Here is a 23,258-nt window from a genome sequence, read left to right on the forward strand (position 1 = left end):
CGGTACCACGCCGGTTCCTGATTTCCCTGCCGAGACTAGCAGTTGCCCCAGGCAGGCCAGCAGTCAGGAATACCCCGACAAGGCGACAGACCGCCTACAATCCCTTGCAGATCGCCCATGCAGCGCAACAGCATCTAGCGGTCATCTGGACAAATCCGCGCGAATCCACTATGTCTCAAATCCCGTGTTGCAGCTGGTGCCACATCCGGTACAAGCCGCGTCTGAACTTGCAGGAACGCAGGCGATTGCCTGCAAAAATCACGGGGTTACCCAGATGGCGCGCTTCATCTTCATCACCGGCGGTGTGGTCTCTTCGCTTGGCAAGGGGCTGGCCTCCGCCGCCCTTGGCGCACTTCTCCAGGCACGCGGCTTTTCGGTCCGCCTGCGCAAGCTGGACCCCTATCTGAACGTCGATCCCGGCACCATGTCGCCCTTTGAACATGGTGAGGTCTTCGTCACCGACGACGGTGCCGAGACCGACCTCGACCTGGGCCACTACGAACGCTTTACCGGCGTGCCCGCGCGCAAGACCGATTCCATTTCCTCGGGCCGCGTCTATACCAACGTGCTGGAGAAAGAGCGCCGCGGCGATTACCTCGGCAAGACGATCCAGGTCATTCCGCACGTCACCGACGAGATCAAGGACTTCATCTCCATCGGAGAGGACGAGGTCGATTTCATGCTATGTGAAATCGGCGGCACCGTTGGAGACATCGAGGGCCTGCCCTTCTTCGAGGCGATCCGCCAGTTTTCGCAGGACAAGCCGCGCGGCCAGTGCATCTTCATGCATCTGACGCTCCTGCCCTGGATCAAGGCCAGCGGAGAGCTGAAGACCAAGCCGACCCAGCACTCGGTCAAGGAACTGCGCTCCATCGGCATCGCGCCCGACATCCTCGTCTGCCGGTCCGAGGGGCCGATCCCGCAGAAGGAGCGCGAAAAGCTGGCGCTGTTCTGCAACGTCCGCCCCGACAGCGTGATCGCCGCGCAGGACCTGTCGTCGATCTACGACGCGCCGCTGGCCTATCACCGTGAGGGCATGGACCAGGCGGTTCTGGACGCCTTCCAGATCAGCCCGGCGCCCAAGCCCGACCTATCGAAATGGGAGGATGTCAGCGACCGCATCCACAACCCCGAGGGCGAGGTCAATGTCGCCATCGTCGGCAAATATGTCCAGCTGGAGGACGCCTATAAATCCATCGCCGAGGCGCTGACCCACGGCGGCATGGCCAACCGCGTCAAGGTACGGGTCGAATGGGTCGACGCCGAGATCTTTGACCGAGAGGACCCGGCACCGCACCTCGAGAAATTCGATGCCATCCTCGTCCCCGGCGGCTTTGGTGAGCGCGGGACCGAGGGCAAGATCAAGGCGGCGCAATTCGCCCGCGAACACAAGGTGCCTTACCTGGGCATCTGCCTGGGGATGCAGATGGCGGTGATCGAGGCGGCGCGCAACGTCGCTGGTGTGAAAAAGGCGGGATCGGAGGAGTTCGACCACGAGGCCGGGGAAAAGCGTTTCGAACCCGTGGTTTATCACCTCAAGGAATGGGTGCAGGGCAACGAGAAGGTCAACCGCCGCCCGGACGATGCCAAGGGCGGCACCATGCGGCTGGGGGCCTATGACGCGGTGCTGACCGAAGGCTCGAAGGTGGCCAAGGTCTATGGCAAGACGGCCATCGACGAACGCCACCGCCACCGCTACGAGGTCGACATCAAGTACCGCGAGCAGTTGGAAACCAGCGGTCTGTGCTTCTCGGGCATGTCACCCGATGGCAAACTGCCCGAGATCGTGGAATGGCCGGACCACCCCTGGTTCATCGGCGTGCAGTTCCACCCGGAGCTGAAGTCGAAACCTTTTGACCCGCACCCGCTGTTCAGGGATTTTGTGCGGGCGGCGAAAGAGGTTAGCAGGTTGGTGTGAGATGAACGTATCTGATCTGAACGGAATATACGCGGGATTTTTCTCAGGGAGCGCAGCCGAGGCAATCGCAATTTTTGCCTTCATTGATGGCAAAATTACAGGCGGCGACCTAGAGGGAACAAAATTTGATGGCCGAATTTCCACTCAAGACAATGAAAGTTATAGCGCTGAAGTGCGTGTATTTCTCCCTGCTGGCGGGCAAGCAATTCAAGGCGTAAATACTGGAAAAGACGGGCTTGAATACGACACCTCATTTAAGCTCGAAAGTGATTTTTTGGAAAAAGACTTTATCCCCCTCACCACCCCTCTTGGGAAAGTAAATATGCGCCTGCAAAAAATAAGGGATCTTTAAGCATCGATGCTTGGCTTGACTCCTGACCTACTCGCAGCAATTGCAGCTGCCTTAAGCGCATTTGCGACTATTGCAGCAGCATATGCAGCTTGGCGTGTTCCCAAGTCCGCAGCGATTCTTTCAGAAACGCTCCGACGAGAGGCTGAGCAAGACAGTGAGCAGAAGCGGCTGAAGCTTTTCGTTTTCACAACAATAATGCAAGAGCGGGCCTCGGTATTCTCCGCTGAATCTGTTCGTGCACTTAACCTGATTGACGTAGTCTTCAATGACTCGGAACCTGTGCGCGAAGCTTGGGCGGAGCTTTATAATGCCTTCAACGCAAGAAACGCATCACCTTTTGATCATGACAGCAAGTTGCGCGCATTGCTAAAGGTTATGTCTGAAGATATTGGGCTAGGATCCAAGTTAAAGACAGATGACTTGGGCAGAGTGTACTTCCCAAATTCTCTTGCCGAGGAGCATGAGGTTCAACATTTGGAAAGAAAAGCAGCACTACAAAGATTAAAAGGGCCTCCAAGCGGGCAACACAAGCCGCTTTCGCTTTTTCCTCCCAAGCCTGAAGAATGAAAAGCGAATAGTGCTACGCGTGCTTGCTGTCACAATCGAGTCCCATAGATTTCCTTAGCCGCGCGAGCGCCGACTCGTGGGGTGGCGCTGCGCTGCAAGGTCTGACCGCGTGCGCTTTTTCGTGCCACGTCCGTAGGACATCAGTGGGTCAGACCAGCCCCAACCAAAGCGCCGCCCGTCCCACCAGAGGCGGGATGTCCATCAATGGCGCACCTTTGGTGCGACGGGGCGGGTCATGCCGGAGGCATGCTTCCAGCATAACGCTGGCGCGGCGCCCTTCGGGCTTGCTTCCGCGCTCGGAGTTTCGCGCACGGATCGCAACACCATAGGAGCGCCCCCCTTCCCGCCCCCCACAATCCGCCCTACCCTTTCGCGATGATCCGCCGCGTCCTGCCCTCTGTCCTGCTGGTCCTCTTGGTCCTGATGGTGCTGCCCTTCGCCTGGCACGCGCTCACCCGGCCCGTGCTGGCGCTGCAAAGCGTGCCTGAGGCGCTCGACCGGCTGTTTCATCCCGGCGCGCCGCTCTCGAACCTGGCCATCTATGCCCACATGATCACCGGCGCCGTCATCACCGCGACCGTGCCGCTGCAACTCCTCCCGGTGATCCGCCGGCGGGCGCCGGGTTTGCACCGGCTCTCGGGCTATACGCTGGCCACGACCGCCGTGTTCACCGGCCTCGCCGGGCTGCTTTACATCGCGCTGCAAGGCACCGTTGGCGGCGCCTGGATGTCGGGCTGGTTCGCGCTGTATGGCGCGCTGATGATCCTCGCGGCGTCCAACACCGTCTACTACGCCATCGACAAGGACGTGACGCGCCACCGCCGCTGGGCGCTGCGCCTGATGGTGCTGGCGGTGGGCTCTTACCTCTATCGCCTGCACTACGGGCTGTGGTTCGCCACGACAGGGGGCATCGGGGTGGACGATTTCCACGGCCCCTTTGACCGCGCGATGGTCTGGGCCTTTTACCTGCCCTACCTTGCGCTGCTCGAACTCTGGTTCCTGGGCGAAAGGCGGCTCAGCCGAAAACCAGCGTGAGGATACAGTCCCAGCCGCCCTCTGCCGTGCCCGCCGTGCAGAAGCCCGTCCCGATGCGGCCCACCATCATGTAGAGCATCCCGCCAAAGGCTGCCCCATGCGTGACCCAGACCAGCCGGGGGCGGTTGTCCTGCGCGGTGCGGATCAGCGCGCCGTTGATGTCCGGGAAGGACCGGTTCAGGCGCCGGAACTCGCGGCTCATGGTGATGGCGATGTCATAGTGTTGCCGCAGGGCTTGCCCGTTCACATAGGTGAAAAAGGCGATGGCCAGCACGAACATTCCGGCGAAACTGCCCCCCAGGTCGCCCTGGTAGAAATGCAGGAAACCGAAAAGCGGGATATAGGAGGTCAGGAACATGCCCCAGATAAAGTCGATCTTTTGCCAGATCATGACGTAGACACGCAGGTATTCCAGAAGTTCCTTTTCCCGCGCCTCGCGGTCGATCACGCCCTGCACGCCGCTCTGTGCCATCCATCCGCCTCGCCAAGTCCCATGGGGTCTGCACTACCGCATGTGATACCGGCTTGCGGGCGATGCGCAAGCGGTCTGCCCCGTAGGCCCTTGCCAGCCCCGCCGCAAACTCTTAGGCCGCTCATATGCTGTCCTATCAACACGCCTATCATGCCGGGAACCTTGCCGACGTGCACAAGCACGCGGCCCTGGCATGGATGCTGGACTACCTGACCCGCAAACCAAAGCCGCTCAGCTATATCGAGACGCACGCCGGGCGCGGGCTCTATGATCTTGCCGGCGCCGAGGCGGTCAAGACCGGCGAGGCGGCACAGGGGATCGCCCGGGCCGAAGGCTGGTTCGGCGCTGATCACCCGTATGCCAGGGCGCTGAAGAAGGTGCGGGCGGAAAGGGGGCCGACGGCCTATCCCGGCTCACCGCTGATCGCGCAGAGCCTGTTGCGCGCGGACGACCGGCTGCACCTGGCCGAACTGCATCCGCAAGAGCACGAGGCGCTGTCCCGGGCGGTGCGGGCGCACAATACGCGGGTCTACAGGCAGGACGGCTACGAGATGGCGCAAAGCCTCTGCCCCCCCGATCCGCGCCGCGGGCTGATGCTGATCGACCCCAGCTGGGAGGTGAAGGCCGATTACGTCAGCGTGCCCCGGACCATGCAGGCCCTTGCCCGCAAGTGGAACGTGGGCATCCTGGCGCTGTGGTATCCGCTGCTGCGCGACGGGGCACATGCGCCCATGCTGCGCCAGCTGGAGGCCGAATTTCCCGAGGCCCTGCGCCACGAGGTCCGCTTTCCGCCTGCCCGGGACGGTCACCGCATGATCGGCTCGGGCCTCTTTGTCGTAAACCCGCCCTGGGGGCTGGACGCGGCACTGAAACCACTCTCGGACCAATTCGCAAGGACCGGCTCGACAGGCAGGTGACGCCACCTCCGGCGTCATGCTAGGCCTTTGGCGAACCATCAGGAGGCCGGCCATGTTCGAGCGGTTGAAAGCCTTTTTCCACCACGGTCCGCGCCAGCCCGCACCGCTGCCGGAACCGGATGCCAAGTTGGCGCTTGGCACGCTTCTGGTCCGCGTGGCGCGGGCGGACGACACCTATCTCTTCGAGGAAATCAGCCAGATTGACCGGACCCTGTCCGCGGCCTTCGGGTTGAACCCGGTCGAGGCTGCCAAGATGCGCGCCACCTGCGAAAGGCTGGCCCGCGAGATCAAGGACGACGCCAGGATGACCGCGCTGATCCGCGAGAACGTGGATTATGCCCACCGCGTCGAAACCGTACAGGCGCTTTGGCAGGTGGCCTGGGCGGACGGGATCACCGATGCCCGCGAGGCCGCACTGGTGAACCTGGTCGAAGAGGCGCTTGGCGTCGCCCCGCATGACAACGAAGCGGCGCGCAGCGCGGCCGTGATCCCCTGAGTAATTGTGCCGGCCCGAAACCGGGCTTATATCCCAGAGCATGTTCGCAGATTTCCTCAAGCGCCTGACGGCGACCGACCCCGCCCCTCTGCCCGACGAAGACGCCCGACTTGCGCTGACCGCGCTGCTGGTCCGGGTCGCCCGGTCCGACGGCGCCTTCGACGACAGCGAGCGGGACCGCATAGATCGGATTATCGCCACCCGGTACGGCCTGTCGCCCTTCGAAGCAGCGCGTCTGCGGGCCGAGGGCGAGGGGCTGGAGGCAGAGGCACCGGACACCGTGCGCTTTACCCGCGCGATCAAGGATGCCGTGCCCTACGAGGACCGCATCGCGGTGATCGAGGCGCTCTGGCAGGTGGTACTGGCCGATGGCGTGCGCGAGGCCGAAGAGGACGCGCTGCTCAGGCTGGTGTCGAACCTTCTGGGGATCAACGACCGTGACAGCGCCCTGGCACGGCAGCGGGTCGAGAAAAAGCAATGATCGCCAGCCTGCCGATGTATTGGCGGGAAGAGAACGCGCGGTCCTGGTGCGACTTCTGGTCGTGCGTGCAATCGGCAGGCCGCCGCCACGGGTTGGACTTGCCGGACCTGACACCGCCGGACGCGATCCCCGAACCGTGGAGCGATCACTGGTTGCGGGACGATCTGGCCTTGTCGATGACCTGTGGCTTGCCTTTTCGGACGGTGCTGAAGGACAGGGTGACCTACGTGGGAACGCTCGGCTTCGGCCTGAACTGCAAGCCGGGACACTATTACTCGCGCGTCCTGAGGCGCCTTGTTCGCAATAATCCGCACGACGTTACAGGTATAGACGGCCTGCGGCTCGCCTACAATTCCTCCGACAGTCAGTCCGGTTGGGCGGCTTCGCAAGGGGGCACGCCCTTTTTCAGAGTGCCAACCTACAGTGCATTTGTCAAAACCGGCTCCCATGCCGGTTCGCTCGATGCGGTGGCTCAGGGACACGCGGATATCGCCTTTGTCGATGCGGTGACCTGGCGTCTTCTCAAGCGTTTCGAGCCAGCCTCTGCCAAGGTCCATGTTGCCGACCATACAGCGGCCACACCGGGATTGCCCTTGATAGCCACCCGAGGCACTAATCCTGCGCCGCTTCGGGCGGCACTGCTTGACGCGGTCGTTGACTTTGTTCCGCAAGGCGACCCTTTCGAGATGGGCGGCCCGCTTTCTTTCCACGTCTTAGACCCCCAACGCTATTTCGACCTGCCTATCCCGGCGCCTGCGCCCGCCTGACCCAAGGTCAGAACCGGACTTTTTGCCCTTGGCCCCCTTGCCAAGTGCGCAGGATTGCGCGTTGATACCGGCCATCCTGCGATCTGCCCGAGGCTCCGCTTGTCCGACACGCCCGTCATTGAAATCCGCAACCTGCACAAGGCCTATGGCTCTCTCGAAGTTCTCAAGGGAGTCGACATCACGGCCCGCAAGGGTGACGTGGTCTCGCTGATCGGGTCGTCCGGCTCCGGAAAGTCGACGCTGCTGCGCTGCTGCAACCTGCTCGAAGACAGCCAGCAGGGCGAGATCCTCTTCAAGGGGGAACCGGTCCACTGGAAGGGTGACGGCCACAACCGCCGCCCGGCGGATGCCAAGCAGGTTCTGCGCATTCGGACGAACCTGTCGATGGTATTCCAGCAGTTCAACCTGTGGGCCCATATGACCATCCTGCAAAACGTCATGGAGGCGCCGGTCACTGTGCTGGGCCGCGATCGTGCTCAGGTCGAAGAGGCCGCGCGCGGCTACCTGGACAAGGTGGGCATCGGCGACAAATGCGAGGCCTACCCGGCCCAGCTGTCCGGGGGACAGCAACAGCGGGCCGCCATCGCGCGCGCGCTCTGCATGGAGCCCGAGGCGTTGCTTTTTGACGAGCCGACCAGCGCGCTGGATCCGGAGCTGGAACAGGAAGTGGTGCGGGTGATCAAGTCGCTGGCCCAAGAGGGGCGCACGATGCTGATCGTGACCCATGACATGAAGATGGCCTCGGACGTCAGCGACCACGTCGTGTTCCTGCACCAGGGGCTGATCGAGGAACAAGGCCCGCCGGAGACGCTCTTCGGCGCGCCGAAATCGGAACGGCTGAGGGGGTTCCTGAAGTCGACCGTCCATGCCTAGGCCCAAAGGGCCGGCATCCGAAAAACGGCGGGACAGCCGCCGGAAGTCCAACAGGGAGTAACGATATGAAAAACCTTCTGATCGGAACAGCCGCACTGGCGATGTTCGCCGGCGCGGCCTTCGCGGAAAGCCACTCGGTTGTGCGCCTGGGTACCGAGGGCGCCTACCCTCCGTACAACTACATCGACGATGACGGCGAAGTGGCCGGTTTTGAACGCGAGCTGGGCGACGAGCTGTGCAGCCGCGCCGAGCTGACCTGCGAATGGGTCACCAACGAATGGGATTCGATCATCCCGAACCTCGTTTCGGGCAACTACGACACCATCATCGCGGGCATGTCGATCACGGATGAACGCGACGAGGTCATCGACTTCACCCAGAACTACACCCAGCCCGATCCTTCGGCCTTCCTGGCGATGGAAGGCATGGAACTGGACATGGAAGGCGGCATCTTCGCCGCGCAGGCGGGCACCATCCAGGCCTCCTACATCGCCGAGATGGGCGCCACGCTGGTCGAATTTGCCACCCCTGACGAAACCATCGCCGCCGTGCGCAACGGCGAGGCGGACGCGGTCCTGGCGGACAAGGCTTACCTCGCCCCCATCGCGGACGAAAACGCCGACCTGGCCTTTGTCGGTGACGACATCCTGATCGGCGGCGGCATCGGCATGGGCCTGCGCGAAAGCGACGGCGAGCTGCGCGCCAAGTTCGACGCGGCCATCCAGTCGATGAAGGACGACGGCTCGCTGAACGCGCTGATCGAGAAATGGGAAGTCGGCGAGACCTTCTGAGGTTTCTGGCTGAGGTACCTGGCCGAGGTGCAGGCCGCGCGGGAAACACTCCGCGCGGCCAATCGCCTAGCCCAGCAGCGGGTCGTCGAAGGCCGGCGGCATGAAGCCCTCATCGGTAAAGGACTCGCCCGCGATGTCGGGAATCTTGAGATAGGCGTAGGGGTTGAACGCGCCATCCTGAAAAACCGGCGGCCCCGATTTGCCCAGAAGCGGATCGTCGAATGCGTCGATCGCGGGCGGCTGGAACATGCCCGATCCGTTGTCCACGACGGCGGCAATGGGTTTTTTGAACACGAATTCGTCCTGCATTTTGGCCTCCTGAAAGAAACAAGTTGAATGGGGACAGGGTGCCGGGGGACGCTGGCCTGGTCAACGAAAAAGGCGCGGCAGCGGCTTTGACCCGGAATGAGACGCAAAAGAAGGTGGCTATGAAGACAGGGTGCGATGTTCGGCTTCTGCGCTGATCCCGACACGTTGGGCAACGTGGCCTGGATGGCCTGTTACCTGACCACGGGCAAGCACATGGCCATCTACCTTTCGGTGGGGACCGTTCTGCTGCTGCTGGCGATCACCGCCCCGGCGGCGCTGGCCTTCGGCTTTGCAGGGGCTTCGGCGGCGCGGTCACGCATCCTGCCTCTCAGCTGGCTGGGCCGCGGCTATATCGCCGTGGTCCGCGGCGTGCCGGACATCGCCTTTTTCCTGTTTTTTGTCATTGCGTTGGACCAGTTCTTTGAGTGGATCCGGCACGAGGTGAAATGCCCGGACTGGGATCAGCCGATCCGGCAGGGCAATGATTTCGTGGTCTGCGCCGAGGCCAAGCTGCCCCTTGGCAATGCGGCGCAATGGGTGCACGAGACCTATGGCTTTTTCCTGGCGGTTCTGACTTTTGCCATTGTTTTCGGGGCCTTCGCCGCAAACGTCCTGTATGGCGCCATGCGGGCCGTCCCCCGCGCCCAGATGGAAACCGCCGAGGCCTATGGCATGAGCCCGCGCCAGTGCTACTGGCGCATCCTGGTGCCGCAGATGTGGGTCTATGCCCTGCCCGGCCTGTCGAACCTCTGGATGGTGCTGATCAAGGCGACGCCACTGTTGTTCCTGTTGGGGGTCGAGGACATCGTCTACTGGGCGCGCGAGCTGGGCGGTGCCAAGACGGCGCGGTTCACCGATTACCCGCACGGCGACTGGCGCATGTGGTACTTCCTGGCGCTGCTGGTGTTCTACCTGCTGTTCACGCGGGTGTCCGAAATCGTGCTGGACCGGATCATGAAGCGGCTCACGCATGGACAGGCGACCTCCGGCGGCGAAGCACAGAGGAAAGCGGCATGAGCTGTTTGCAGACCATCGCCGACTACGGGTTGCGCTCCATCGGGATCGGCGAACGGCTGTTGCCGCGCGAGGATTTCACGCTGTGCCAGCAATTCACCCTGATCGGTTCAGGGATGATCTGGAACGTCTACTTCGGTCTGATCGCCCTTTTGACCGGGTTCTTCCTGGCCACGGCGGTCGCCCTGGGCAAGGCATCGTCGAACCCGCTGGCGCGTAAGCCCTCGGAATGGTTCATCTTTGTCTTTCGCGGCAGCCCGTTGTTCATCCAGTTCTTCTTTGCCTATTTCGCCTTTCTCAGCCTGAAATCCGTCTCGCCGATCTTCGATCCCTTCACCTCGGCCTGGCTGGGGGCGGCGATTGTCCTGTTCCTGAACACCGCCGCCTATTCCGGAGAGATCTTCTACGGCGCGCTCTTGTCGATCCCCAAGGGCGACACCGAGGCGGCGGATGCCTACGGGTTTTCCGGGCTGACCAAGTTCCGCAAGATCACCTGGCCCACCATGCTGCGGCTGGCCTGGCCTGCCTACACGAACGAGGCGATTTTTCTCTTTCATGCCACGACGCTGGTCTATTTCTCGGGCTTTCCGGCCTGGCGGCAAAAGGGCGATGCGCTGTATTACGCCAACTACTTTGCCGACAAGACCTTCAACCCCTTCGTGCCCTACCCGATCCTGGCCGGGTATTTCATCCTGGTCACGCTGGTCATCATCACGGTCTTCGGGCTGGTGAACCGGCGGCTGAACCGGCACCTGCCGCAAGAGTCCCGGGGCCGGTTGAAGATGCGGATGAACCTGATCCGCTGAGGCCCCGGCCATGTACGTTTTGTACAAAACGTACGTCGATTCCGGCAAAACGTACAAACCGGCAAGGAACGGTTAACCCGGCCCGAAAGCTGCCCGCAAAGCGGGCGCGCGGCGCCGTCCCGCGATGCGACGCGAAGGCCCCCCTTGCCCAATGGCCCGGGCTCGCCTATGAATTTGATCAAATTCTGAAAGCACGAGATCACCATGCCCGCCCCCAGCGCCGACTGGCTGCACGACCGCCCGCAAATCCGCACCATCCGAGCCGCCGCCTGTGACGTGAACGGCGTTGCCCGGGGCAAACGCATGCCCATTCCCAGCGCCGTCAAGATGCTCAAGGACGGCACGCGCTTTCCCTTTTCGGCGCTGAACGTCGACATCTGGGGCGAGGACATCGCCGACAGCCCGCTGGTCTTTGACAGCGGCGACCGCGACGCGATCCTGTTTCCGACAGAGCGCGGCTTTGTGCCCATGCCCTGGCTGGAGGCGCCCACCGCCCTGCTGCCGATCTGGATGTTCCACGAGGATGGCCGCCCCTTCGAGGGCGACCCGCGCCATGCGCTGTCCTTCGTACAGAAACGCTTTGCCGAAAAGGGGCTGACGCCGGTGGTGGCGGTCGAGCTGGAGTTCTACCTGATCGACGACAGCACCCGGCGCCTGCAGGTGCCGATCAGCCCCCGCTCGGGCAAGCGGCGCGACGCGGCAGAGGTCTTGTCGATCCGGGCGCTGGATGCCTTCGACATCTTCTTTACCGACCTCTACGAGGCCTGCGAGGTCATGGACATTCCCGCCGACACGCTGATTTCCGAGGCGGGGATCGGCCAGTTCGAGGTCAACCTGATGCACCAGGCGGACCCGTTGAAGGCCGCTGACGACGCCTGGCTGTTCAAACAGCTGGTCAAGGGGCTGGCCCGGAAACACGGCTTTGCCGCCAGCTTCATGGCCAAGCCCTACGAGGACTATTCCGGCAACGGCATGCATGCGCATTTCAGCGTGCTGGACGCGGACGGCAAGAACATCTTTGACAACGGCGGGCCGGAGGGCACGGATGCCCTGCGCCATGCCATCGGCGGATGCCTTGCGGCGCTGTCGGACAGCGCGCTGGTCTATGCGCCGCACCTGAACAGCTATGAACGCATCGTGCCCGGCTCTCACGCGCCCTCGGCGATCTGCTGGGCCTATGACAACCGCACGGCGGCGGTGCGCGTGCCGTCGGGTCCGCCTGCCGCGCGCCGCATCGAACATCGCGTGGCCGGGGGCGACGTGAACCCCTACCTGGCACTGGCGGCAATCCTGGGCGCGGCGCTGATGGGGATGGAGGACGCCACCGAGCCGCCCGCGCGCATCACCGGCAACGCCTACGACCAGGACCTGCCGCATATTCCCCGCGATTGGGGCAGCGCGATCGAGGCCTTTGCCGACAGCCCGCTGATGCCCCGCATCTTTCCGAAGGAACTGATCCGCAACCTTGTCCTGACCAAGCGGCAGGAATTGCGGGACATGGACGAGCTGACCAAGCACGAACAGATGGACCTTTACCTGGATACGGTCTGATCTTGCAGGGCGCGCGGCGCGCGCCTAGCTTTTGGACCAGGAACATGGGTGTTTCATGAAAATCGGTATCTTGCAGACGGGCATCGTGGTGCCGGAACTGGCGCAGGAGCATGGCCAGTACCCGGAGATGTTCATGGATCGCCTGTCCCACGCCGGGTTCACCTTCGAAACCTGGTCCGTGGTCAATGGAGAGTTCCCGCCGGGACCGGAGGCCGCCGACGGCTGGCTGATCACCGGATCGCGGCACGGGGTCTACGAGGATCATGCCTGGCTGCCGCCGCTCGAAGAATTCATCCGGCAGATCGTCGCGGCGGGCAAGCCGCTGGTGGGAATCTGCTTTGGCCACCAGGTGATCGCGCAGGCGCTGGGGGGCACGGCGGTCAAGTATCCCGGCGGCTGGGCGGTGGGGCCACAGACCTACGAATTTGAGGGGCGCGGGCCGAAAACCGTGATGGCCTGGCACCAGGACCAGGTGACGGACCCGCCGGAGGGCAGCGTGACACTGGCCAGCAATGACTTCTGCCGTCATGCCGCCCTCTTGTACCCCGGCAAGGCCTATACCGTGCAGCCCCACCCCGAGTTCGACTGCGCCTTTACCAAGGGCCTGATCGACAAACGCGGTCGCGGGGTTGTGCCCGAGCAGATCCTGCAGGAGGCCGAGGCCGGGCTGGATGCTCCGCTGGACAGTGCCGAACTGATCGACGACCTGATTTACTTCCTGAAACACAAGCGGCTGCCGCAGCGCGCCGCCTGAAACGCAAAGGACAGCCCGTGGACACGAGCGCCCCGAAAGACTGGACCGAAACCCTGCCCGAACCGGCCCGCGCCTACCTGGAGGGGCGCCGCCTGGACGAGGTCGAATGCATCGTCTCGGACCTGCCCGGCATCGCGCGGGGCAAGGCGGTGCCGGCGTCGAAATTCGCCCGGATGGGGTATTTCCACCTGCCGGATTCGATCTTCTTCCAGACCATCACCGGCGACTGGGGCGAGGCCGCGGGCGACGACGGGTTCATCGAGCGGGACATGATCCTGAAACCCGACATGAGCACGGCCACCGCCGCGCCCTGGACCGGCGACTGGACCCTGCAGGTGATCCATGATGCCTATGACCGGCACGACGTGCCGGTGCCCTTTTCCCCGCGCAACATCCTGAAACGGGTCGTCAAGCTCTACGAGGAACAGGGGTGGAAGCCGGTGGTGGCGCCGGAGATGGAATTTTACCTGGTGGCGCGCAATGTCGACCCGGCCAAGGACATCCAGCCGATGATGGGCCGCTCGGGCCGCCCTGCCGCCGCGCGCCAGGCCTATTCGATGACCGCCGTGGACGAGTTCGGCCCGGTGATCGACGACATCTACGATTTCGCCGAGGCACAAGGGTTCGAGATCGACGGCATCACCCAGGAAGGCGGCGCCGGCCAGCTGGAAATCAACCTGCGGCATGGCAGCCCGGTCAAGCTGGCGGACGAGGTGTTCTACTTCAAGCGGCTGATCCGCGAGGCGGCGCTGCGGCACGACTGTTTCGCGACCTTCATGGCCAAGCCGATCGCCGACGAGCCGGGCAGCGCCATGCACATCCACCACTCGGTACTTGACCTGGAAACCGGCAAGAACCTGTTTTCCGGTCCCCAGGGCGGCGAGACGGATGCGTTTTTCCATTTCATCGGCGGGCTGCAGGCGCATCTGCCCTCGGCCATCGCGGTGCTGGCGCCCTATGTGAACAGCTATCGCCGCTACGTGAAGGACCACGCGGCGCCGATCAACCTGGAATGGGGGCGCGACAACCGCACCACGGGCATCCGCATTCCCCTGTCGGGGCCGGAGGCGCGCCGGGTGGAGAACCGGCTGGCCGGCATGGACTGCAACCCCTACCTGGGCATCGCCGCCTCGCTGGCCTGCGGCTACCTGGGACTGATGGAAGAGCGGCGCCCGTCGAAACAGTTCCGCGGCGATGCCTACGAGGGCGAAGGCGACATTCCCCGCGTCCTGGGCCAGGCGCTGGACATTTTCGACCAGGCCGAGGCCCTGCACGAAGTGCTGGGACCGGAGTTCGCGCGGGTCTATTCCATCGTGAAGCGCACGGAATACGAGGAATTCCTGCAGGTGATCTCTCCCTGGGAGCGCGAGCACCTGCTGTTGAACGTGTGATCCGGCGGTGCGCGCTGACGCGCGCACAGGTTGGTAGGATGGGGGCTCTGCCCCCATACCCCCGAGGTATTTCCACCAAGAAGAAGCCAAGAGGTGTCTCTTGAACCTGCTGTTTTCCAACGACCGGCGCGGGGAATACCCTGAGAGCTGGTATGCCGCCGTGACTCCGGAGTTGCCGCCTTACCCGGTGCTGAAGGGCGAGGTGCGGGCGGATGTCTGCGTGGTGGGGGGCGGCTTCACCGGCCTGTCGGCGGCACTGCACATGGCGGAGGCCGGGCTGGACGTGGTGCTGGTCGAGGCGCACCGGGTGGGCTTTGGCGCCTCGGGGCGCAACGGCGGGCAGCTGGGCAGCGGTCAGCGGCAGGACCAGGTCAAGCTGGAGAAGATGGTGGGGCGCGATGAGGCGCGCCGGTTCTGGGAGCTGGGCGAGGAGGCCAAGGCGCTGGTGCGGGACCTGGCGGTGCGGCACGGGATCGACTGCGACCTGCGCGACGGCATCGCCTGGGCCGGGTCCTCGGACGGGTCGGTGCGCGAATTGCACGATTACGCGGACCACATGGCACGGCATTATGGCTATGGGCTGGAGGTGCTGGACCGGGACGACTTTGCCGCGCTCTGCCCCTCTCCCGCCTATCGCGGCGGGGTTCTGGACCGGGGGGCGGCGCATCTGAACCCGCTGAAACTGGCGCTGGGGTTGGCGCGGGCCGCAGAGGGCGCCGGAGCGCGGATCTTCGAACGCAGCCACGTGCATCACATCCAGCGGGGCAAGAGCGTGACCGTGCAGACCGAGGCCGGGCGCGTGGTGGCCGATCACCTGGTGCTGGGCTGCAACGGCTACCTGGGCGGGCTGGACCGGCAGGTGGCGGCGCGGGTCATGCCGATCAACAATTTCGTGGTGGCGACGGAGCCCCTGGGGACAGACACCGCGCGGGTGCTGGCCGAGGAGATCGCCGTGTCGGACGATCGCTTTGTCGTCAATTATTTCCGGCTGTCGCCGGACGGGCGGCTGCTGTTCGGCGGCGGCGAAAGCTATGGGTACAGGTTTCCTTCGGACATCCGCGCGACCGTGCGCAAGCCGATGCTGGAGATCTTTCCGCATCTGCGGGACGTGGAGCTGACCCATGCCTGGGGCGGGACGCTGGCGATCACCATGAAACGCCTGCCCCACCTGGCGCGGCTGGCCCCCAACGTGCTGACGGCCTCGGGCTATTCCGGGCACGGGGTGGGCAACGCGGTGCAGGCGGGCAAGTTGATGGCCGAAGCGGTGCGCGGGCAATCGGCGGGGTTCGATACCTTCGCCGCCCTGCCCAGCCCGGCCTTTCCGGGCGGGCCGGCATTCCGCTCGCCGCTGCTGGTGCTGGCGATGACCTGGTACGCGATGCGCGACCGGCTGGGCCTTTAGCCCGGCCTTCACACCGGCAAATTGGATGGGCGTTTCGGATCCTTTGACAGGAACCGATGCGTTTTCCGTGCCGGAAAACGCCGCGTCGCGGGGCGCCAGCCCGGCGGCGTGCGACGCTTTGGGGCTTTCCTCACACCCTTAACTGATTTACATTTTCGAAAACCGAACTTCAGGATTTTGAAAACATGCTTCCGAACATGCACGACGCCGAGCCGATCCCCGCCGAGGCCCGCACCGAGATCGACCGGCTTTTGCAGTCCGGCGACCTGTTCCGCTACACCGCCCCCGAGGATGCGCCCGTCGCCCTGCTGGAACGCGAGTTCGCAGAGTTCATGGGGGTGAAATACGCGCTTGCGGTGTCGAGCTGCTCGGCGGCTCTGTTCCTCTCGCTGGAAGCACTGGACCTGCCGAAGGACGCCCGCGTGATGATCCCCGGCTTCACCTTTGCTGCAGTGCCCTCGTCGATCGTGCACGCGGGACTGGTGCCGGTGCTCTGCGAGGTGGGCGAGGACTATCGCATCGACATGACGGATTTCGCCGCCCGTCTGCCCGGCGTGCAGGCGGTCATCGTCAGCCACATGCGCGGCCATACCTCGGACATGGACGCGATCCTGGCGCTCTGCGCCGAGGCCGGCGTGCCGGTGATCGAGGATGCGGCGCACAGCCTGGGCACCACCTGGCACGGGCGCAAGATCGGCACGCTGGGGCGGGTCGGCTGTTTCAGTTTCCAGAGCTACAAGCTGGTGAACGCGGGCGAAGGCGGCATCCTGGTGACCGACGACGCCGATCTTGTGGCGCGGGCCGTGATCCTGTCGGGCGCCTATGAGCACGCCTGGAAAAAGCACCTGCGCCCCGGTGACAATACCGCCGAGCTGGAACAGGGTTTTGCCCGCTGGCAGAACCAGTTGCCGCTGTACAATCTGCGCATGTCGAACCTTTCGGCAGCGGTGATCCGGCCCCAGCTGCCCCACATCGACCGCCGGGTGACGGACGGGCGCCGCAACCACGACCATGTCGCGGCGCAGATCGACCGCAGCCCCTGGATCACGGTGCCCGCGAAACTGGCCGCCGAGGAACGCGCGCCGGATTCGCTGCAGTTCAACCTGTGCGGCATGAGCGACGCCGAGGTCCGTGCCTTTGTCGCGGCCGCCGAGGCGGAAGGCGTCAAGGTGCAGGTCTTTGGCCTGAGCCGCGACAACGCCCGCGCCTACTGGAACTGGCAGTTCCTGCCCGAGATGCCCGACTTGCCGCGGACCCGCGCGATGCTGATGCGCGCCTGCGACACCCGCTTGCCCGCCCGCCTCTCACTCACGGACTGCGATGCAGTGGCCGCCGTGCTGACCCGCGCGGCAGACACGGCCACGGCGCCGCAACGCGCCTACGGCACCTGAGGCGGGAGAGCCGGTGTCCCGGTCGCCCTCTTGCCATGCAGGACGGTGGCCGGGCGCTCTCTGACCTGCGGTTTACTTGTCGAGCTTTGACAGCTTGGCCTGAAGATCGGACAGCTGTTTCTTGATGGTCTCGAGGTCTTCCTTGCTTTCCTTGGACGGCTTTTGCTCGTCCTCGCCCGGAAGCTGACCGCCCATCGCCTTGAGGAACGCCTCTTGCTGGGCCTGCATGGCCTCGAACCCCTTGGCCATCGGGTTCATCGAATTGACGTTCTCGAACCACTTGGACTGGCTGTCGCGGAACATCTCGAAGCTGGCGGCCAGGAACTGCGGCACCGCGCTGGTGGCCTGGGTGGTATAGCTGCGCACGAGGTCGGTCAGCACGTTGATCGGCAGGACACTCTGGCCCTTGCTTTCATGCTCGGCCACGATCTGCAGCAGGTACTGCCGGGTCAGGTCGTCGCCCGATTTCAGGTCGACGATCTTGACGTCGCGCCCGTCGCGGATGAACCCGGCAATGTCCTCGAGCGTGACATAGTCGGAGGTCTCGGTGTTGTAGAGCCGCCGGCTGGCGTAACGCTTGATCAGAAGCGGTTTTTCACTCTCGGCCACTGGTGCCCTCCCCGGCATTGGTGCGATGCAGCGAATCCTATGCGAGTGCAGAAGAAAAGGAAAGCCTGCGGGCGGTTGTGACGCAGAATGAAGGTTCGGCGCTAGAACAGGCTGCCCTGTTCCGGCGGTTCCGGCTTGGCGGATTTGCGAGGTGAGGAACGCCCGCCAAGCTTTAGCGTGCCATCGGCAAATTCGATTTCCAGCCCGGTGGCGCACTCGGCGGCGGCCTTGGTCGTCACCAGGTGGCCATCGCCACGCACCACGGCATAGCCGCGCCGCAGCGTCTCGCGGTAGCCCAGTGTCTCGTGCAGGCGCATGAGCGCGTCCAGCTTGCGGCGCTTTTCGCCCTGGCGGGCGGTCATGGCCTCGTCCAGCCGGCGGGTCAGGCCGGCCAGCCGTTCCTGCCCCACGGCGATCTCGCGGGTGATCTGACGCGGGCTGAGCCGGTCGGCGCGGCGGCCCAGCGCCTCGCGCCGGGCATTCACCAGCCGGGCCAGCGCCGGGCCAAGCCGTGCGGCGCGATCCTCCAGCCGCCGCTGTTCCACCGCGATGGCGCGGGTCAGGACGCCGGGGCGCAGGCTGCCCGCGGTCTCGGACAGGTGCAACCTGCGCCGTTCGACAGAGCGCGACAGCGCTTGCGGCAGGCGGTCTCCCTGCAGGTCCAGCCTCTGGCGCGGACCGTCCAGCAATTCCTCGGGGCGTGGCAGGGCGCGCGAAAGATCGCGCAGCCGCTGGCCGCGCACCTCCAGCCGCTGCGACATGGCGCGTTCCATGCGGCCGCCGAAGTCGCGAACCGCCCCGATCAGCTCCATGCGCACGGGCACCGCCAGTTCCGCCGCCGCCGTCGGCGTCGGCGCGCGCCGGTCGGACACGAAGTCGATCAGCGTGGTATCCGTCTCGTGCCCCACGGCCGAGATCAGCGGAATCTCCGAGGCGGCAGCAGCACGCGCCACCACCTCTTCGTTGAAGCCCCAGAGATCCTCGACCGAGCCGCCGCCGCGCGCCACGATCAACAGGTCCGGGCGCGGCAGGGCGCCGCCGGGGGTCAGCCGGTTGAACCCCTCGATGGCGCGGGCCACTTCGGGGGCGCATTTGGCCCCCTGCACCGCCACCGGCCAGATCAGCACCTTGCGCGGGAAACGCTCGCGCAGGCGGTGCAGGATGTCACGGATCACCGCCCCACTGGGCGAGGTCACGACGCCGATGATCTCTGGCAGGTAGGGCAGGCGTTTCTTGCGCTCGGGGGCAAACAGCCCCTCGGCCTGCAACATCGCCTTGCGCTTTTCCAGCATCGCCATGAGCGCGCCCGCCCCCGCCGGGCGGATGTCCTCGATGACGATCTGGTATTTCGACTGTCCGGGAAAGGTGGTCAGGCGCCCGGTGGCGATCACCTCCATCCCCTCTTCGGGCTGGGTCTGCAGGCGGGCGGCGACGCCTTTCCACATCACGCCCGAAATCACCGAGCGGTCGTCCTTGAGATCCAGGTAGACATGCCCCGAGCGTGGCCGCGACACCCGCCCGACCTCGCCGCGCACGCGGACGAAACCGAACTCGCCCTCGATCACGCGCTTTACCGCGCCCGAGAGTTCGCTGACGCTGAATTCCGGCGTGTTGCCCTCCGGTCCGTCGTCGATCAGGTCCATGCCGCCTCGCTTGCTCTTGCCTGCCGCTGACCTTAAACGACGGTCAACCGCCGGAAAAGCCCGCCCCCCGGCTTCTTTGGTTTTGAAAATACCTCGGGGGAGTCGCGCCCCGCGCGACGGGGGCAGAGCCCCCGCCCCGGCCAGCAAAGGAGTGCGCCCGTGAATATCCTCATCCTCGGCAGCGGCGGCCGCGAACACAGTTTTGCCTGGGCCACCCTGCAGAACCCCAAGTGCGACAAGCTGATCGTGGCCCCGGGCAACGCGGGCATCGCCCTGATCGCCGAATGCGCGCGACTGAACATCGAGGACCCCGGCGCGGTGACGGAATTCGCCGGCGAAAACGCCATCGACCTCGTCATCATCGGCCCCGAGGCGCCGCTGGCCGCCGGCGTGGCCGACCGCCTGCGCGAGGCGGGCATCCTGGTCTTCGGCCCCTCTGCCGCCGCCGCCCGGCTGGAAGCCTCGAAGAGCTTTACCAAGGAAATCTGCGCCGCCGTAAATGCCCCAACCGCAGGATATGGCCATTTCACGGAGGCCGAAGCGGCCAAGGCCCATATCCGCGCCCAGGGCGCGCCCATCGTGGTCAAGGCGGACGGGCTGGCCGCCGGCAAGGGGGTGATCATCGCCGAGACCGTCGAGGCGGCCTGCGCGGCGGTCGACGACATGTTCGGCGGCGCCTTTGGTGGCGCGGGCGCCGAGGTGGTGATCGAGGAATTCATGACCGGCGAAGAGGCGAGTTTCTTCGTGCTGGTCGATGGCGAGACCTGCCTGCCCATCGGCACCGCGCAGGATCACAAGCGCATCGGCGACGGCGACACCGGCCCCAACACCGGCGGCATGGGGGCCTATTCCCCCGCCCCGATCATGGACGAGGCCGTGACGCAAAAGGCGCTGGACGAGATCGTGCGCCCGACGATGGCCGAGATGGTGCGGCGGGGGATGCCCTACCAGGGCGTGCTCTATGTCGGGCTGATGATCGAGAACGGGCAACCCCGGCTGGTGGAATACAACGTGCGGTTCGGCGATCCGGAATGCCAGGTGCTGATGCTGCGGCTGGGGGCGCAGGCGCTGGACCTGATGCATGCCTGCGCCGATGGGCGGCTGACCGAGGCGCAGGTCACATGGGCCGAGGATCACGCCATGACCGTGGTCATGGCCGCTTCGGGCTATCCCGGGGACTATGCGAAGGGCACGGAAATCCGCGGGCTGGACAGCCTGCCCGAGGACAGTTTCCACATGATGTTCCACGCCGGGACAAAGGCCGAGGGCGGCAAGGTGCTGGCCAATGGCGGGCGGGTTCTGAACGCGACGGCGCGCGGCACCACCCTGCAAGAGGCCCGCGACCGTGCCTATGCGCTGGTGGATGCCGTGGACTGGCCTGATGGCGTGCATCGCCGCGACATCGGCTGGCGGGCGCTTGACTGAGGCCTACAGCTTTCGCCCCGCGCCCCTGCGCGGGCCGCAAGACTGGCAGCTGGACGGCGACACGCTGACCGGGCCGCAGGGGGCCCTTGATTTGTCGACGGTCGATCAGGCCACCCTTGTCGACTCGAAGGTCCAGCTGATGCGGATGCGGCGGCTGGACCTGACAACACCATCGGGCCTGATCCGGATTGCAATCAACAGCCGCCTCGGCCTGTCCGGCGACCACCCGGATCGGGCCGCCCACCGCACGCTCTGCAGCGCCGTGGCCGAGCGGCTGGCCCGTCATACCCCGGATCTGCCGGTGCGGATCGGCGAAACCGGCAGGCTGCGCATGGTCTGGTTCGGGATCGGGGTGCTGGCGCTGGTGATGGGGCCGGGCCTTGGCATCGCGGCTCTGGCCACCGGCGTCGATGCCGACCGGCTGGTGGGCATGGTGGTGCCGGTTGCCGCCTTGGCTCTTTTTGGGGCCGTTATCATGCACGGGCACGCCCCCTGGCGCCGCAGGCCGGAGGTCCCCGTCTCTACCCTGCCCGCGCTGCTGGAGCGCCTGGACCGCCCCGGCGGCAGCTAGGCATTTTTGCCGTTTCGCCCCCGTGGCCCCGGCGCTAGGGTCCGCGCATGAGCAGCACCGATCTTGACCGTCCCATGCTGGGCATCGCCCTGATGCTGGCTTTCTGCCTGCTGGCGCCCTTTGGCGATGCGCTGGCAAAGCTGCTGGGTCCCGAGATGGCGGTGGGCCAGTTGGTGACCCTGCGCTTTGCCTTTCAGGCGGCAATCCTTGTGCCGCTGACCGTGGCGACGCGCCGGGTCTGGCGGATGGACGGGCGCATCCTGTTCTATGTCACCCTGCGCACGCTCTTGCATATCGCGGGGATCTCGCTGGTCTTCACCTCGCTTCTGTACCTGCCGCTGGCCGATGCCATTGCCATCGCCTATGTCATGCCCTTCATCCTGCTATTGCTGGGCTTCTGGTTCCTGGGAGAGGAAGTGGGCTGGCGCCGGCTGGCGGCCAGTGCGGTGGGGTTTGTCGGCACGCTCATGGTGGTGCAGCCCGCCTTTTCCGAGGTCGGCTGGCCCGCGCTGCTGCCCTTGGGTGTCGCGGTGGTCTTTGCCCTGTTCATGCTGGTGACCCGGCGCATCGCAGGTGAAACCGATCCCATCGCCATGCAGGCGGTCTCTGCCGTGATTGCCCTGGCGATCATGGTGCCGGTCATGGCGCTGACGCCGCGCGACGCGGTCGAGGCGCTGGCATGGGTCGCGCCCTCGGCGCGCGGTTGGTGGCTGATCACGGCGATGGGGGTGGCGGGGACGCTGGCGCACCTGTTGATGACATGGTCGCTGCGCTATGCGCCTGCCTCGACCCTGGCGCCGATGCAGTACCTGGAAATCCCCTTTGCCACCGCCGTGGGCTACGTGATCTTCGGCGACCTGCCGGGGCCGCTGGCGACGCTGGGGATCGGTGTGACCATCGCCGCCGGGCTGTATATCGTCATGCGCGAGCGGGCCATCCACCGGGCGCGGCCGCCAGTCCCGAAAGCAGTGCATTCAGGCATTCCGCCGGCAGGATGAGCAGCATCGCGGGCCCATCCATCGACAGTCGCACCGGCCCCGTCACCTCGTTCGAGGTGCCCACTGGGCCGCTGGGCGCAAAGTTCAGCCCGTCGATGGGCCAACGCAGCCCCTCTGACCGGCCGGTGACCGGCGCCATCGGGAACAGCGACAGCCGCGTGCCCGGGGCCAGCTCCATCGACAGGTCCGGCGGACACAGCAGGACCACGTCCTCGGCCCCGATCAGGATGCAGCGCACATCGGCACGCCCGGTCAGAACCGTCATCGCTGCCAGTTGATGATCCAACCGCTTGCCCAGGAACCCGTAGCCAAAGACCAGCGGCGCCGAGATATGCCGCAGGCACTTGTCGAAATCGGTGCTGTCCTGTTCCGCGATGGGCCGCAGCACGCCGGGATCCAGCCGGGCCTGCACCTCTGGCGCCAGCGAATCCATGTCTCCGTAGACCGCGTCGGGCATCCGCCCCTGCGCCAGCACCGCCTCTGCGCCGCTGTCGGCCGCAACGACCACTTCCGCCGCCTGCACCGCCCGGGCCAGCACCGCGTTGTCGACTTCGCCACCACCCACGAGGAGGACTGGCGCGTCGCTATGAACAATTTTAGACTTCATGGCGAATTAATGGCGCTTTGCGAAACAGACCACAATCCGGTCACGAAATGATACCCTTCAGGGCACAGATTCGATCAGCTTTCGTCCCGGTCAGCGTGGTAAACACACTGTTGCAGAA

The 23,258-nt window shown here is 65.0% G+C and carries 25 protein-coding genes; 20 read left to right on the plus strand and 5 right to left on the minus strand.

The features are described from left to right. Window positions 1-274 precede the first annotated feature (274 nt). From pyrG to BLQ71_RS09880, 4 genes are all read left to right on the plus strand, one after another. Window positions 275-1,918: a CTP synthase gene (gene pyrG, locus BLQ71_RS09875; protein ID WP_043137979.1), complete on the plus strand. Its 1,644-nt coding sequence runs from the start codon at window positions 275-277 to the stop codon at window positions 1,916-1,918. Window position 1,919: 1 nt separating this feature from the next. Further along, entirely contained in the window at window positions 1,920-2,270 is a 351-nt protein-coding gene (locus BLQ71_RS25960; protein ID WP_133066137.1) for a hypothetical protein, read from the plus strand. Between the two features lie 6 nt (window positions 2,271-2,276). Further along, window positions 2,277-2,837, plus strand: a complete 561-nt coding sequence (locus tag BLQ71_RS25965; RefSeq protein ID WP_133066138.1) for a DUF6680 family protein — start codon at window positions 2,277-2,279, stop codon at window positions 2,835-2,837. Window positions 2,838-3,212: 375 nt separating this feature from the next. Next, window positions 3,213-3,872 carry a DUF2306 domain-containing protein gene (locus BLQ71_RS09880; protein WP_074621595.1) on the plus strand — a complete coding sequence of 220 codons (660 nt, stop codon included), beginning with the start codon at window positions 3,213-3,215 and terminating at the stop codon, window positions 3,870-3,872. Here the strand turns inward: BLQ71_RS09880 and BLQ71_RS09885 are convergent. After that, complete coding sequence (locus BLQ71_RS09885; RefSeq protein ID WP_074621596.1) at window positions 3,853-4,344, minus strand: hypothetical protein; 492 nt, start codon at window positions 4,342-4,344, stop codon at window positions 3,853-3,855. The genes BLQ71_RS09880 and BLQ71_RS09885 overlap by 20 nt on opposite strands. Window positions 4,345-4,469: 125 nt before the next feature. On the opposite strand from BLQ71_RS09885, the gene BLQ71_RS09890 reads away from it, so the two are divergent. From BLQ71_RS09890 to BLQ71_RS09915, 6 genes are all read left to right on the plus strand, one after another. Further along, on the plus strand, window positions 4,470-5,261 hold the full coding sequence (locus BLQ71_RS09890; protein WP_074621597.1) for a 23S rRNA (adenine(2030)-N(6))-methyltransferase RlmJ: 792 nt from the start codon (window positions 4,470-4,472) through the stop codon (window positions 5,259-5,261). A gap of 52 nt (window positions 5,262-5,313) precedes the next feature. After that, entirely contained in the window at window positions 5,314-5,757 is a 444-nt protein-coding gene (locus BLQ71_RS09895) for a tellurite resistance TerB family protein (protein ID WP_043137985.1), read from the plus strand. A 40-nt stretch (window positions 5,758-5,797) separates the two neighbouring features. Beyond that, a complete protein-coding gene (locus BLQ71_RS09900; RefSeq protein ID WP_043137988.1) occupies window positions 5,798-6,238 on the plus strand; it encodes a tellurite resistance TerB family protein in 441 nt (146 codons plus the stop codon). Next, window positions 6,235-7,005 carry a phosphate/phosphite/phosphonate ABC transporter substrate-binding protein gene (locus BLQ71_RS09905; protein WP_074621598.1) on the plus strand — a complete coding sequence of 257 codons (771 nt, stop codon included), beginning with the start codon at window positions 6,235-6,237 and terminating at the stop codon, window positions 7,003-7,005. The genes BLQ71_RS09900 and BLQ71_RS09905 overlap by 4 nt, the downstream gene beginning before the upstream one ends. 99 nt (window positions 7,006-7,104) lie before the next feature. Then, window positions 7,105-7,878, plus strand: coding sequence for an ABC transporter ATP-binding protein (locus BLQ71_RS09910; protein ID WP_074621599.1), 774 nt, complete (start codon window positions 7,105-7,107; stop codon window positions 7,876-7,878). 65 nt (window positions 7,879-7,943) lie between these two features. Further along, the gene (locus tag BLQ71_RS09915; protein WP_043137994.1) at window positions 7,944-8,669 is read left to right on the plus strand and encodes a transporter substrate-binding domain-containing protein; all 726 of its coding nucleotides are present in this window, start codon (window positions 7,944-7,946) and stop codon (window positions 8,667-8,669) included. A gap of 66 nt (window positions 8,670-8,735) precedes the next feature. Here BLQ71_RS09915 and BLQ71_RS09920 read toward each other — a convergent pair whose 3' ends face one another. Next, window positions 8,736-8,978 (minus strand): hypothetical protein, encoded by a 243-nt coding sequence (locus tag BLQ71_RS09920; RefSeq protein WP_043137997.1) that lies wholly within the window; start codon window positions 8,976-8,978, stop codon window positions 8,736-8,738. A 135-nt stretch (window positions 8,979-9,113) separates the two neighbouring features. On the opposite strand from BLQ71_RS09920, the gene BLQ71_RS09925 reads away from it, so the two are divergent. The 7 genes from BLQ71_RS09925 to BLQ71_RS09955 all read left to right on the plus strand — a co-directional run bounded on the left by BLQ71_RS09925 (window position 9,114) and on the right by BLQ71_RS09955 (window position 17,287). After that, complete coding sequence (locus BLQ71_RS09925) at window positions 9,114-9,995, plus strand: ABC transporter permease (RefSeq protein ID WP_069209096.1); 882 nt, start codon at window positions 9,114-9,116, stop codon at window positions 9,993-9,995. After that, complete coding sequence (locus BLQ71_RS09930) at window positions 9,992-10,798, plus strand: ABC transporter permease (RefSeq protein ID WP_069209095.1); 807 nt, start codon at window positions 9,992-9,994, stop codon at window positions 10,796-10,798. The genes BLQ71_RS09925 and BLQ71_RS09930 overlap by 4 nt, the downstream gene beginning before the upstream one ends. Before the next feature lie 204 nt (window positions 10,799-11,002). Further along, complete coding sequence (locus BLQ71_RS09935; RefSeq protein ID WP_043138005.1) at window positions 11,003-12,349, plus strand: glutamine synthetase family protein; 1,347 nt, start codon at window positions 11,003-11,005, stop codon at window positions 12,347-12,349. A 55-nt stretch (window positions 12,350-12,404) separates the two neighbouring features. Then, on the plus strand, window positions 12,405-13,103 hold the full coding sequence (locus BLQ71_RS09940; RefSeq protein ID WP_074621600.1) for a type 1 glutamine amidotransferase: 699 nt from the start codon (window positions 12,405-12,407) through the stop codon (window positions 13,101-13,103). Window positions 13,104-13,120: 17 nt separating this feature from the next. After that, window positions 13,121-14,494, plus strand: a complete 1,374-nt coding sequence (locus BLQ71_RS09945) for a glutamine synthetase family protein (RefSeq protein WP_074621601.1) — start codon at window positions 13,121-13,123, stop codon at window positions 14,492-14,494. Window positions 14,495-14,594: 100 nt separating this feature from the next. Beyond that, a complete protein-coding gene (locus BLQ71_RS09950) occupies window positions 14,595-15,896 on the plus strand; it encodes an NAD(P)/FAD-dependent oxidoreductase (RefSeq protein WP_074621602.1) in 1,302 nt (433 codons plus the stop codon). A 185-nt stretch (window positions 15,897-16,081) separates the two neighbouring features. Then, window positions 16,082-17,287, plus strand: a complete 1,206-nt coding sequence (locus tag BLQ71_RS09955) for a DegT/DnrJ/EryC1/StrS family aminotransferase (protein ID WP_074621603.1) — start codon at window positions 16,082-16,084, stop codon at window positions 17,285-17,287. 72 nt (window positions 17,288-17,359) lie between these two features. On the opposite strand, the gene phaR is transcribed toward BLQ71_RS09955, so the two are convergent. After that, window positions 17,360-17,896: a polyhydroxyalkanoate synthesis repressor PhaR gene (gene phaR / locus BLQ71_RS09960; RefSeq protein WP_069209090.1), complete on the minus strand. Its 537-nt coding sequence runs from the start codon at window positions 17,894-17,896 to the stop codon at window positions 17,360-17,362. Window positions 17,897-17,997: 101 nt separating this feature from the next. Continuing rightward, window positions 17,998-19,539, minus strand: a complete 1,542-nt coding sequence (gene xseA, locus BLQ71_RS09965) for an exodeoxyribonuclease VII large subunit (protein WP_074621604.1) — start codon at window positions 19,537-19,539, stop codon at window positions 17,998-18,000. Window positions 19,540-19,698: 159 nt separating this feature from the next. On the opposite strand from xseA, the gene purD reads away from it, so the two are divergent. From purD to BLQ71_RS09980, 3 genes are read left to right on the plus strand one after another with little or no spacing between them, the layout of a single operon-like run. Beyond that, on the plus strand, window positions 19,699-20,964 hold the full coding sequence (gene purD / locus BLQ71_RS09970; RefSeq protein ID WP_074621605.1) for a phosphoribosylamine--glycine ligase: 1,266 nt from the start codon (window positions 19,699-19,701) through the stop codon (window positions 20,962-20,964). Beyond that, entirely contained in the window at window positions 20,957-21,535 is a 579-nt protein-coding gene (locus BLQ71_RS09975; protein ID WP_133066139.1) for a hypothetical protein, read from the plus strand. The genes purD and BLQ71_RS09975 overlap by 8 nt, the downstream gene beginning before the upstream one ends. 47 nt (window positions 21,536-21,582) lie before the next feature. Next, window positions 21,583-22,533 carry a DMT family transporter gene (locus BLQ71_RS09980; protein WP_074621607.1) on the plus strand — a complete coding sequence of 317 codons (951 nt, stop codon included), beginning with the start codon at window positions 21,583-21,585 and terminating at the stop codon, window positions 22,531-22,533. Here BLQ71_RS09980 and BLQ71_RS09985 read toward each other — a convergent pair. Beyond that, on the minus strand, window positions 22,454-23,140 hold the full coding sequence (locus BLQ71_RS09985; RefSeq protein ID WP_074621608.1) for a thiamine diphosphokinase: 687 nt from the start codon (window positions 23,138-23,140) through the stop codon (window positions 22,454-22,456). The two genes, BLQ71_RS09980 and BLQ71_RS09985, sit on opposite strands and share 80 nt — an antisense overlap. Window positions 23,141-23,258 lie beyond the last annotated feature (118 nt).

This window comes from Antarctobacter albus (assembly GCF_900101505.1).
Classification (GTDB): domain Bacteria; phylum Pseudomonadota; class Alphaproteobacteria; order Rhodobacterales; family Rhodobacteraceae; genus Antarctobacter; species Antarctobacter albus.